Annotated in this window: 7 protein-coding genes; 1 reads left to right on the top strand and 6 read right to left on the bottom strand. The window is 57.0% G+C overall.

The window, feature by feature from the left end:
* Positions 1-15 precede the first annotated feature (15 nt).
* From ACFPDR_RS04435 to ACFPDR_RS04455, 5 genes are all read right to left on the bottom strand, one after another.
* Positions 16-3159 (bottom strand): hybrid sensor histidine kinase/response regulator, encoded by a 3144-nt coding sequence (locus ACFPDR_RS04435; RefSeq protein WP_376910657.1) that lies wholly within the window; start codon positions 3157-3159, stop codon positions 16-18.
* Positions 3160-3255: 96 nt separating this feature from the next.
* On the bottom strand, positions 3256-6018 hold the full coding sequence (locus ACFPDR_RS04440; protein WP_376910659.1) for an ATP-binding protein: 2763 nt from the start codon (positions 6016-6018) through the stop codon (positions 3256-3258).
* Between the two features lie 26 nt (positions 6019-6044).
* The gene (locus ACFPDR_RS04445; RefSeq protein ID WP_376910661.1) at positions 6045-8720 is read right to left on the bottom strand and encodes a fimbria/pilus outer membrane usher protein; all 2676 of its coding nucleotides are present in this window, start codon (positions 8718-8720) and stop codon (positions 6045-6047) included.
* Between the two features lie 129 nt (positions 8721-8849).
* The gene (locus ACFPDR_RS04450) at positions 8850-9605 is read right to left on the bottom strand and encodes a molecular chaperone (RefSeq protein ID WP_376910663.1); all 756 of its coding nucleotides are present in this window, start codon (positions 9603-9605) and stop codon (positions 8850-8852) included.
* A 67-nt stretch (positions 9606-9672) separates the two neighbouring features.
* Positions 9673-10236 (bottom strand): fimbrial protein, encoded by a 564-nt coding sequence (locus ACFPDR_RS04455; protein ID WP_009459276.1) that lies wholly within the window; start codon positions 10234-10236, stop codon positions 9673-9675.
* Positions 10237-10602: 366 nt separating this feature from the next.
* On the opposite strand from ACFPDR_RS04455, the gene ACFPDR_RS04460 reads away from it, so the two are divergent.
* On the top strand, positions 10603-11775 hold the full coding sequence (locus tag ACFPDR_RS04460; protein ID WP_081055412.1) for a fimbrial protein: 1173 nt from the start codon (positions 10603-10605) through the stop codon (positions 11773-11775).
* 42 nt (positions 11776-11817) lie between these two features.
* Here the strand turns inward: ACFPDR_RS04460 and ACFPDR_RS04465 are convergent, their stop codons facing one another.
* On the bottom strand, positions 11818-12438 hold the full coding sequence (locus ACFPDR_RS04465; RefSeq protein WP_371476359.1) for a hypothetical protein: 621 nt from the start codon (positions 12436-12438) through the stop codon (positions 11818-11820).
* Between the last annotated feature and the right edge of the window lie 290 nt (positions 12439-12728).

Below are 12728 nucleotides of genomic sequence, written 5' to 3' on the forward strand. Positions count from 1 at the left end.
TCCTTGCCTGTTTTGCTAGACTTGTTCAATCAGCTCGCGTAGTGCCTGGCACACGGCAGCGGCTGTATGAACTTGTGTTTTAGTTTGTTGAGTATTTTGCCTGAAATTCTGTTCCAGTTCTTTCACTCTGTCCGCGATTTCATGCAGACCCATTACCACCAGAGCTCCAGCCATGCGATGCAGGACGGCCTGGCTTTGCGCCGCGTTTTGCTCTTGCAGGGCTTGTTCCAGAGTCTGTAAATCCTTGCTCATGGTGCTGCGGAAAATATCCCGATAGCGTTTGGGCACAGGTGAGGTAGCTAACGATTCCAGCAGACTGCTCAGGGTGGCCAGATTCATGGGCTTGACCAGGCATGCGTTCATGCCGCTTTGCGTACAGCGCTGGGCTTCGTCGCGCATGGCGTTGGCGGTAATGCCAATGATGGGTGCATTCATGCCTTGTGCACGCAGATGACGTGCCAGCTCGTAGCCCGTCATATTGGGCATATTGACGTCTGTCAGTAGCAAATCATGGTTGTTGTCATCCCACAGACTCAAGGCCTCTTCGCCATCTTGAGCCAGGGTTACCTGATATCCCAAACGCTCCAGCTGTTCCCGCAAGGTCGCCTGATTGAGCGGGTTGTCTTCAGCGACCAGCACATGCAGGCCTGGGCGGCTGGGGGGCTTGATCGCTGTTTTGGCGGGTGGCGTGGACTCCAGGATTTGTGCCGGCGTGGCATGTTGTTGTGCCCGCCAGCGCTCCAGGGAACGAGCGATGCTTTCGGGACTGGTGCCATCCGCCTCGGGCAAGGTACTACTGCCATCGCGTGCCGAGACACTGAGGTAGGGGCCGAGCCAATGAGGTACCGGCTGGCTGCCGGGCATCATCACATCCAGCAAGATCTCTTCGGCCTGGCCTGTCAGAGAGTCGCTGGGCAGCAGGGCTTGTGCCTGGGCATTCCAGCGGATGAGCCAATTGCAGATCGACTCGGACAATTCGGCATGGGGTGTTCGCACATGCAGCTTCATGCCATGCAGGTTCGGGGCAGGGCGGGTTTGGGCCTCTTTGGGCTCTATGTCCAGATTCAGCGTAAAGGAGAAACTGCTGCCCAGTCCTGGTTCACTGGTTAACTGAATCTGACTGTCCATCAGTTCGGCCAGACGGGCACAGATGGACAGGCCCAAGCCTGCTCCTCGTATGGTGTGCTCGCCCGCATGGGCGACATAAAAGGGGGTAAACAGCTTGTCCTGTCGTTCGTGCTCAATGCCCACGCCACTATCAGCCACCTGAAACATTAATTGGGCTTTTCCTTGGGCAATCTGCTCAAGACGCAGTCGCACAATAATGTGACCTGCCTGGGTGAACTTGACGGCATTGCTGATCAGATTGCTCAGAATCTGACGTATGTGCAGAGGATCGCCCAGGACGCAGGACGGGACATCCGGGTCTATATGGCAAAACAGCAGCAGGTTTTTTTGCTGAGCCATGGCGGTATAGGTGGCGGTGCAATCCTGGACCAAAGCAATCGGGTCCAGGGGCACCGACTGCACATGGGTCTGGCCCGCTTCAATCCGGCTGATATCCAGAATGTCACTGATGATCTGCAACAACTGGCGCGAGGCACCTTGAATTCGGTCTACCTGTTGATGCTGCTGGCTATTTAATTCGGTCATGGACAGCAACTCCAGGGAGCCCAAAACGCCGTACAGAGGCGTGCGAATCTCATGACTCATCGTGGCCAGGAAAGCGGACTTGGCCGTACTGGCTTCATCGGCGGCCGCGCGCGCGCGTTCCAGTTCACGCTGGATTTCTTCTTGTGCCGTCAGGTCCATCAACACACACAGCAGAACGTCCTGCTCATGGTAGCGGCTGGGTGCGCAGGCCAAATGCAGGCTGCGTCCATCTGCTAAATCTACTTTGCCTTCGGTGGCCTGCGCTCCCTGTTGCTGCAAGGTGTTCAGGGCCAAGGCTAGCGGTGCCTGTTCAGGTAATACATCCCCCGCATCCAGCCCCAGCCATTCCAGTGCCTGGGCATTGCCAAAAATAATCTGCCGCTTTTCTTTGCTGATCACGCACAGAGCTACCGGCGAGGTATCAATGATGCTGCGGTTGAAGTCCCGGCTTTCCAGCAGTGCACGTTGGGCCTGACGTGCTGGCTCCACCACACGGCGCCCGTACCAGCGGGCATAAGCCATGCCGCCCAGCAAACTCAGCAATAAAAACACGACCGTGCCCAGGGGCACCCATGTGCTGTCCAGCAACTGACTGGGGCTGATCAGGTAGCGCCCTGTCCAGGTGCCGGAGGGATCGCTCATTTGAAAGGCCAGGCCCCGCCAGCTGATGCTAAAACCATCGTGCTGCAAATCAGGGGAGTCGTTTTTACCGATCAGCAAACCTTGCTGGGTATGGTGCAGCCAGAATCGATACCCGACAGGCGCTTCGGACTGATTGAAAAATTCCCGCAGCCTGCCTTTGTCAAACAGACTCATGGCCTGGAATCGGGCCGGGTCTGCACCAGGTACGGGCAGTCCGGGCAAGGCAACCGGGATGATGCCCAGCATATGCAAGGGGTGGTCGGGCAGGGAAACCCACTTCACTGCTTGTGGACTGGGTAAAGGCGTGCTCCAGGGCTGGACGTGGTCGCGTGCTTCTTTGTGCGACGCAATAGGCAGGACCGTATCTGTGCGGGAGGATTCCAGCTCCGGAATGCTCAGGCTGTCCTCCATGTCGGGATGGAACAGGAACAGGTAGCCGGACGGAAAATAGGATCTGGCCCAAAAGGACGCAAAGCTGTCGGCCAGATCGGCCCCCAAGGTTCCGTAGGCCTCTTTGGGGGCGCGGCAGTGCTGCTCGCAAATCATGGAAAACGAGACGCTGGCTGTTGGCCGCCAGATACTCACGGAACGGCCGCTTTCTACCGGTGGAGGTTCTGGCTCCGGCCCGGCTTGCAGTTTGGCGGCATCTGCCTTGAGCTGCGCTAAAAATCGTTCCTGTTCGTGGATATAGGCCACCGTCACGGCGAAATCGGATTTCAGACGATGGCGCTCCTGGCTGAAAAAATGCTGGCCGCCTACGACCAGAGCGCCCAGCAAAACGAAGGAGACAGGAATAACGCTAAGCAATAGTCGCGTGTGTCCACGCGAGCGCCGCGTCATACGATTAAAAGGTGAGTTGGCCATGGTTCTCCGTGAGGTCGCCGATTTGGGCAATTCCTGCCGTATCATACCGCCCTGCGCCGCGGTAGCGACGTAGCATTTGTGGCTGGTCGGGCTGGTTTAGAGGGTCGGAGGCTGCAGGCTATCGCGCAAGGCGGCCATGGGCAGAGGTTTGATCAGCAGGGCATCCATGCCTGCGGCTGACCATTCTTTGTCTTTATCCAAAATGGCATTGGCGGTAATGCCAATAATGCGTCCCTGGTAGCCTTCCGAACGCAAGGCGCGGGCCAGAGAGTAGCCGTCCATGCCGGGCATGAACAGGTCTGTAAACACAATATCAAATTGATTTTTGTTTGCCAGTGTCAAGGCGGCTTCGCCGCTGGCTTCCAGATGAGTCGTGCAGCCCAGCAAAGTTAATTGCTCCTGAAGAATTTGCCGGTTAACCGGGTTGTCGTCCACGACCAGTACACGTTGGGGGCGTACGGAGGGTTTTAATGTCTCTTTGGTCGGCTGAGGCGCGCAATCGAGCGCTTGAGCCTGCTGCACCGCTTGCATGATGTGTTCCATGGCGGTCGAGGCAGTGTAGAAGCAGTCAGGATTATCGGCTTGAGGGGTTTGGGTCTGGGTATTGGGTTGAACCATGACCTGGCGGCCTGTCCACTCAGGTGTACTGGTGGCAAAAGACGGCCAGCTATGCACCAGCACAGCCCCCGGTTTGGCGACTTGCCCGGTGTAGGGCAGGGCATAGGCACCCCAATGACGGAGCCATTTGCTGACGTTGGAGACGATTTCCGGGATGTCTCCAGTCACATAGACGGGGCGGAATGCTAATTTGGACTCGGGAGCCGGAGCTGTGCCGGGCGGGGAGGCCACAGGCAGAATAACTTCGAACGTGATACTGGTGCCCAGGCCCGGTTCACTGACCACGGACAGAGAGCCGCCCATCAGGCTGGCCAGGCGCTGACAAATGGGCAAGCCCAGACCCGTGCCAGGCTGCTTGTTGGCACCACCTTCGTTAAGGCTGAAATAGGGCAGGAACAGTTTGGGCAGAACCTCTGCACTGATGCCCTGTCCGGAGTCCGTAATCTGAAAGCGCAGTGACAGGCGGTTGCCCGGCTGGGGTTCAGTATGCAGACGCAGCACCACATGGCCAGAAGTGGTGAACTTGATGGCATTGCTGATCAGGTTGCTCAGAATCTGGCGAATCTTCAGGGGATCACCAATAGTGGGAACCAGGGCCCTGACTGGGGTGATGGAATACAGTAGCAAGCCCTTGTTTTGTGCGGTTGCAGCAAACGCTGCAATAGTTTCATCCACCTGCTCCTGCGCACAGAATTCGCGCGGTTCCAGAGTGACGTGCCCCGCTTCAATACGAGACAGGTCCAGCGATTCACCCACTACCCGGAACAGTGTTTCGGCCGAGCGGCGCAAGGTGTCCAGATAGGGCGAAGGGTGTTGCTGCTTTTCGGATAGAGACAGGAGCTCCAGCGTCCCTAGAATTCCGTACAGGGGCGTGCGGATTTCATGACTCATGGTGGTCAGGAATTGAGTTTTGGCGATATTGGCGTTCTCGGCCAGTTGGCGGGAGTGGCGCAGGGCAGCCTCTTCGGCTTTCTCAGCGGTGACGTCAATAATGGAGCACAGAGCCGCGGGCTGTCCGCGGTAATGCAAGCTGATGGCATGGACACGTACACTGCGCCCATCCTTCAGGGTAACGTCGGTGCATGTGCTGGGCTCATGCTCACCGGGTAAGCGTGTACGCCATTGATCATCACCTTGCATCCAGGTGCGTGCCTGCAGGTTTTCTTGAAAAACCACTTCACCTTGGGCGTCGACCAGGGCCAGGCCGACAGGAGCCATGGCAACCAGCTTGCGATTCAAGGACACGCTATCGACCAGGCTTTGTTGCTGCTGGCGCGCAGGCAGCAACAAGCGCCTCCGTATCAGGCAAGCGCCGACCAGAACAACGGTGGTAAAGACGGTGAGGGTCAGCAAGGCCGTGATCAAGGCATTGCGGCCGTCGTGCAATAGCTGTTTGGTGGGCAGGGCGTAGAGTACGCGCAGGCCGCCCGTCCCAATGGATTTGCTCAGGATGATATGTTTGGGCCAGCCTTTGCCGTCAAAACCAAAGTAGTCCTGCTGAACCCAGCGCAACTCGGACGCATCAGGCGGGGAGCTGCTGTACAAAACAGCTTGCCCGCGTATATCGAACAAAATGTATTCCGTGCCAGGTGGTGGTGGCGTCAAGGTCAGGGCGCGGTCGATATTGTTCAGTTCAAGACCCAACCAGGCTCCCTGACGGTTTTCTCTGTCTATCGGGGTGTAAGCCACCAACTGCGAGAAAGAGTCATTGTCCTGGTGTAGCCAGAGCACGGGAACTTGCCGGGCGTGAGGCTGTTTATTGATGGTGTTCAGGCGTGTGGCTAGCGCATCCACCTGTGGTTCCCAGAACCGGCGCTGGCCGTCGCGCTCCAGACGGTAGTCTCGGGCAGGATCCAGCTCGCTGTATCGCAAGGTGCCTGTGCGATGGATGGCATTCCAATGGCGGCGCGTCAGTAAAAAGACGTAGTGATCGGCTGAGCCATTATTCGGGGTGTCGAGCGTTTCCAGGTTTTGTCTATTGGACGAGAGCTGCACGGTGTCGGGAGAAACCGCTGCTGCGGCCACGGCGCGCAGCAGGACTTCACGCTGGTCAAAAAATAATTGGGCGTGGTCGGCAGCACTGTTCAGTTGCCGACGGTACTCGGAAATCAGGTGCGTAGCCGATGCATACAGATATGCCCCGGTGCCCAAGGAGGCACACAGGATAAGGATTAAGGACAAGGCACCCAGCAAGACGCTGGGAAAGCGAGGAACCTGCATGCAGGGCAGGTTCTCTCGCATGGGGCTGCCTCTTAGCTGAACGGGCCTCATACTGTTCCGTCCTGGCTTGCGCCTTGTTTGGCCAGATCGCCGGGCAGCATGGGATCAGGTTCACGCTTGACACAGTTCAGGCGAAGCAATTGATAGTTCAGGCTTTCGGCTTGTTCGGCCAGCTCGTAGCGGGCGCGACACAGCTGACCATTACGGCTGATATCCAGATAGCCGCGCATTTGTTCAGGGGAGACCATGGTCAGGATACGGCCACGCGGGTCGGTCATGCCCAGTTGCTGGCCGGCGGCATCCCGCACCATGGCGCCAAAGGGCAACGCTGCACCTTGCTCATCGCGCAATTCAAACTGTACGCGGTAACCGACTTCGGCCTTGAAAGTAGCCAGGGCAACCGCACCGCGGGTAGGGACGATTTGCTGCACGGCGTTGTCGAATTCGGCATTCCGCGGGGCGTTGCGTGTATCCAGGCTGACGTGGTTGCTGCGGTAGGGGGTGGCATTGGGGATGATGGCGTAGCCGTTCGAGCCGGTCTTGACACCTGCGTGGCTGGATACGCCTACCCCGGCTACAGGCGGCTCTACTTTGGCCAGCATGATGGTCTCGCCCAGAGCCTGACCCAGGTTCACCCCGCCGCTATGCGCCACAATCGAACCATTGGCCGAGAAGTTGCCGGAGCTGTGTTGATTGCCATAGGAGTAGCCGGCATTCATACGGGCAAAAGAGCTTGCTGTTCCCACGTTGACCGAGGCACTGCTTTCACCGGCAGCACTGCGGCCACCAGCGACGGCGTAACTGATCTCGCGCTCGGTAGGCAGCAGGCCGCTGGCACCGGCCTGGACAGCATTGCCACTATTGTCGTGGCTGACCGTGGTGAAGCTTTGTGGCGCATTTGGTCCGCTGCCCAGAGGAATGCTCAGAGTCAGCATGACTGCGTTGTCGTGCGAGCGCGAAGGACCAAAGGAAGACTGCAGGTTACGGGTACGGGTGTACGACAGGTTGTAGTTCACCTTGCCGATATGGTTGCTGTAGCCCACTGACAAACTATTGGAGGAGTTGTTCTCCCAGTTCTTGTTGTAGGAAGCGCTCAGGTACAGATTGCCACCGCCTACAGGTTGGCTGATATTGGCATCGATGCGCTGGCGCGAGTCACGTTGACCGTACAGGCGCAGGTGCGCTGGTGCTTCTGTGGCGGTGACGTGATCGGACAGGGTGCGATAGCCACGGCTCAAGTCGTGACGCATATTGATGGACACGTTCGAGCCAGTAGCCTCGATGAACTTGTTGTAACGCAGGTTCATGCTGGTGCCCTGGGATTGCTGGCCCTGGACACGACTGGTGGAGCGGGTCGCATCCAGCGAGACCGCACCCAACTGGGTGTTCATGCCGACCCCCAGGGAATAGGCATTGAAGTCTTTGGAGACCTGCACCCCGGCGGCCAGGGTGGTGTTGGCGCTGACGCCATACAGCATGGAGCCGCTGACAAAGTGGGGACGCTCCTGCATTTCGTCGTTCAGGCGCAGTTGACCGGCGGCGATGTCATAGCTCAGGCGGCCTTCACGCACCATCAAGGGCGGTGCAGAGAATGCCTGGCGCAAGATGCGACGCGAACCATCGGCTTCGATAATGGTGATTTCCAGATCACCGTTCGAGCCCGAGGGCGCCAGGTCACTGATGGCGAAAGGACCGGGGGCGACGTTGGTGGTGTAGATCACATAGCCGTTCTGGCGTACTTCCACCGTGGCATTGCTTTCGGCCGTGCCACGGATAACCGGCGCGTAGCCCTGCTCGCTGTCGGGGCGCATGGCCTCGTCCGAGAGCATCTGCACACCCATAAAGCGCACACTGTCAAACAGGGGCGAGCGGGTATACGTCTGCCCGGCCAGCAACTGGCTTTTCAGGGACACGATATCGCGCTGGGCGTAAGTGTTCTGGCTGGTAAAGGAGCTGGAACGATTGGTGCCCGAGGTGTAGTAGGAGTTGTTGCGTATGCGCCAGGGGCCGATGTTCACACCCAGGCGCAGGTCTGCACTCAGGTGGTTGGTGGCGGACATGCCTTTGCTTTGATCGCGGCGCACATTGACACCGTAGTTCACAAAGGCAGCTGTCTGGCCTTCGTCCCACAAAGAGGGATCAACATAACCGCGTTTGCTGGGGCTCAGGTAGATCTGCGGGATACTCAGCAGCAGACGCAATTGGGCACTTTCGTAGACCACGGTGGCGTCAGGCACAATTTCGGGCAGACGCAAGCAGGTGGACTTGGCCGACACGGGAGCGGGCAATTTGCTCAGATCAATCCCGATCTGCTCGAGCATCTCCTGGTCAAAGCAGGGTTCGTTTTCGTCCGTACGCGGGTTGCGTTTGAAGGTGATGTCGCGTCGTCCGGTACGCTGCTGGTTCACGTACAGGTCCACGCGCTGTACGCCTTCAGCGACGTTGCTGCTTGAGAGCAGGGTGCGCAAGTCGGCGGTGGAGGCGTTGCCTTGCAGGAAGGCCATGTTAAATGCCATGGAGTCACCGCTATCCAGAGCAGCAACTTGTACGGGCTCTGTCTTGTTTTCTTCGGGAGCGGGCACGGTAACGGAGGAGGTCGTCTGAGCCTGGGCAGCACAAGCTGCAAATACCATGCAGGGCAGCAAGGCAATCCGCAACGCGGCCAGTGGCTGGCGGCTGATGGGATGAACGCGATGGCAGAACAGATGGTTTTTTGTGAACATGACTCTGCACCCAGGGGGCGTGATTGACGATTTGAAGACGTGCAAGGGCTCCTGCTACTGGCCGGGTGCCAGTAGCCGAAAGGGTCAGACGTGAGAAGCGGGGAGTGGGCGGCGGGTCGTGCCGCCGGCTTACGGAGTGTCCGAGCTCAAGGCGCGGGCCTGAACTTTGCTTTGGCCGTTCAGGCGAACTTCATAGGGATCGGCGCTGCCGTAGTCGCTGATCGCACGAAACTGCAAGGTGTCTTGTGCGGCGGAGCGACCCAAGGGCACGCGGCGGGTCTGGCCAGGGGCAATCATGCCGGGGTCTTCCATTTCCTGGCCCTTGGCATTGCGCAGGGTGGACATGGACACGTGGTAAGCGCTGGGGTTGTGGATCTCCAGCATAGGTGCGCCCTGAGCGTTGACCACGGACCACTGCAAATCGACAGGGGCCTGGGCGGCCGAACCGGGCAAGCCGTCAGGACGGAAAAATAATTTGATGCGTTGGCGAATGGCTATCTGCAGCTGATTGTCTCCGGGACTTTGTTGCGGGATTTCCTGGATGTTCAGCCAGAGCACGGTTTCGCGGTCACGAGGCAGGCCCTGATCACCACCGGCATAGAGCACACGCATCACTTGCTGGCCGTTAGGGGCAACTTTGACCAGTGCAGGGGTAATGGCAAAGGGGAGTTCTGCTTGATCGTGATCGGTATTCGTTTCCAGCCAGGACTGAACCAGGATGGGCGAATTGTCGTTGCGAACCACAATGGACGCTTCTTGCTGCTTCTCGGGCAGGATCAGGCGGGTACCGCTCAAGGAGATGGATGCCTGAGCCTGGTTGCTCAATAGCGCAGCGCTCAGGGCCAGACATCCCAAAGCCAGTTTCTTGAAAGTTAAGATGGACATGGTTCATTCTCCTTGAGGGGTTGGTTCTGGCGAAAGGGATCACCCTTCGCCAGAGGTTCAGGCAGTCTTATTCGTAAGACAGCTCGTAGGCAACGGTCGCGTTGGCTTGGCCACCGACAACATCAGCAACTTCAGCACCGGCCTTGCGGGTGTAGTAGGCGGTCAGAGGAATGTTGATGGCGCCGTCAGCGTAAGGAGCTTCCAGCTTGGCGGTGCCGCTGGTGAAGTCCAGAATGGTTTGGTCGCTGACCAGCATGATCTGCACGTTCTGGGCGCCGCCAGTGACAGCAATACCCTTGCCGGAGGTCGCGGTAGGAGCCAGCTTCAGCTCAACTTTGGTGCCGGTGGCACATTCGATCTGCATATCGATGTTCTTGGAGATCGAGGTGATGCCGCCTGCGGAGGTAGCGGGCGTCGCTTCCGTACCCAGAGTCTTGGCCGACACAGGGCCCATATCGACCAGCATGTTGGCACCGGAGCTGGAAGCACCAGGAGAACGCACGGTGCAACTGTCAGCGTTGATGCTGCCTACAAAGTTGATGTTGCCGCGGGCACCGATAGTGGATTCGGCTTGAGCACCGGCAGCAGCAAAAGCGGAAAGGATAGTGAGGCCGAAAAGGATCTTTTTCATGATTGATTTGACTTCCGATTGTTGGACAAACGAAGCAACCTTGTTGTACGCCTTGGGGCGCTCTAAGGTTCCCAGGAGTGTGCTCTGTTTGGGCACAATTGAAGTTTAGGAAATCAATCGGGGAAAAGATTTAGGACTATTCTTAAAATGCAGTCCTATTAATTGAGAATGTTTTTTTTAATTGTTTTGTTCTGTCAAGTGGCTTGTTTGCTTGGTTTGCAATTCTTGACGATTAAGCTTGATTGGGTTTGAGTATCAATTAAGAGCGGAAAAATAACTCTAGGAATAATCTTAAATAATTGAATAGACTGCGCTTTTAAAATTTCATCATTAATTGGCCCCGATAGGGGTTGGAAACGAATTTTGATGAATGAGATGCGTGATATGTGGAACCGTATATTCAGGAAACAGGAGTTTTCCCGCCAGCGATTCGTGTGGGCTAAAGCATTGATGCTGCCCATTGCCTTGCTTGTCGGGATGGGCCAGGTCCAGGCTCAGTCAACGAGCTGTTTCAGGTCCCGAGACCTGACGGCACGCTCAAGCTGGAGCATGGCCCCTAGCGGCACCGTCTTTAAAAATGGCGATATTGTAGGGCGTACGTCTGCCTATGCTGAGTACTACATGCCCATTGCCCACGGCGAAACAGTGGATGTCTATGCAAGCGGGCAGATAGTGGATAACGCTTATCAAGCAGTTCCCTTGAGCGGGATGCCAGGGTTGGGTTTGGTCGTTCGCTGGGCGGGGTACGCCTCCACTGTCTCTTTGACGCCAATCGGACCAAGTGCTCCGCAGGGAACGATTATTTCCAGTAGCCCGTGGATTTCTGTGCTACGAGCGCGAACAACGGCCAGTTACACGCTGGCCCAGTTCTACAGTTTTGAACTGGTGGTTATTGATGACAAGGTATATAAAGGCGGCAAACTGACCTTTACTGAAGCCAATAAAGTCCTTGTTATGACAGCCAATCAAAAGGGCACGGCTAATGCACAGCTTTGTATTAATGGGTTCGTGGACCCCATGGCGGCTTTGACCGGCACCGTGCAAGTGCCTGAGTTGCCCAAACCTGCCTTGCCTAGCTGTAAGTTCTCGACCAGTACCTTGACTCAAAATGTGGTTCTGGGACCCGTTGATCCCGGTCAGATTGTGCCTGCAGGTGCAAGTCGCTCTTCAGGTGCGTCAGGGCAAGCCCATTTCTTGATTGAGGGAACGGGTTGTACCAAAGACACCAAACTGAATATCTATTTCACCGACACCAGGGATAGTGCAACGAATAAAAATTATTTGCTCTCAAGCAATCCGGCAGTCGGGATACGTTTGTTTCATCGCGGTGAATCTGACCCCCTGCCTTTTGGTCCTGCGCCTTCAGGCTCCTGGGTGCCGTCGCGTTATGCGCCTTCTGTAGGGCCGGCTCTGACGGATGGTGCTGTACTGTCTACCGGTTTTACCGCTCAGTATGTACGGCTGCCCAATAAAACCGAATCAGATGTCAGACCGGGGCCTTTGGAAGCGGCTGCAACTTTTGTGATTGTGTATCCCTGATACGCAGGAAGAAAAAAGCGGAGCCAAGGGGCTCCGCTTTTTTTATTTGCTGGTGGCGGGTGCCTGCCAGCGTAAATAGGCATTGCGGGTTTGGGTGGACACGGACTCCAGCACCTTTTGATGTGTCACCTTATGGCGTGCCAGCAGGCGTGCATCTGCCACTGTTCGGGATTTGCAGAACCAGTGGCAGCTGTGTTGAAACAGGTATAGCTCGGCGGACAGATGAAAGGCCCGGCTTTTTGGGTCCAGCTGTTCGGGGTTGTCCACCATATGACGCAGCCCGGCAGCATGAATCTGCAATAGCTGGCGGAAGTCGCGCGTCATGGAGGGGATGATGCGTTCGGCATAGGGCACGCAAAAGGGCAGCATGCCTACTCGGGTGTTTTCTGCTGGTTCTTTTTGCAGAAGGTCAGCCAGAGATTGAATCTGGGTGGCTACCGCGTTTTCGGTCTGGGCAAACATCTCCAACACCTGCAGTTGGCGTGAGGGGTCCTGCTCGCCAATCGCGCGGGTATAGCCTTCCGTCAGCGTTTCCATATGGCGTTCCAGCTGGAAGCTGCTCAAGTGGCGACCCAGCAAGATAATGCGTCCGCGTTGATACCGTGCCCGCACAAAGTGCAGGGCTATTGCGGCGACCAGAAGAAGAATTACTGTGTCCATCATCCGTGTTTCCGTGCAGGGCCAGGCACCTTGTTGTTTTCTGCTGCAGCGCCAAGCCTGGCTATAAAAATCTCGGCTGCCAAATAGCAGCCGGCCATTGTATCCCGCCATTCTTTATTCTTGTTTTCATTCTTGTCGGGGATTGCCACCAGTGAGGCCAGGTGGATTGCACAGACGGAAATCGCTGAAAAAGGGAGCACTCCCCCCGAGCAGCCCCCAAGCTTGAAGACGAATTCAAGCTTGGGGAACTACGTATGTGTGGGGTGCGTCTTCCAGGTAGAACGCAGCCCTTG

The sequence above is a fragment of the Alcaligenes sp. GCM10023179 genome (genome assembly GCF_042653705.1).
In the GTDB taxonomy this organism is placed as follows: domain Bacteria; phylum Pseudomonadota; class Gammaproteobacteria; order Burkholderiales; family Burkholderiaceae_B; genus Alcaligenes; species Alcaligenes phenolicus.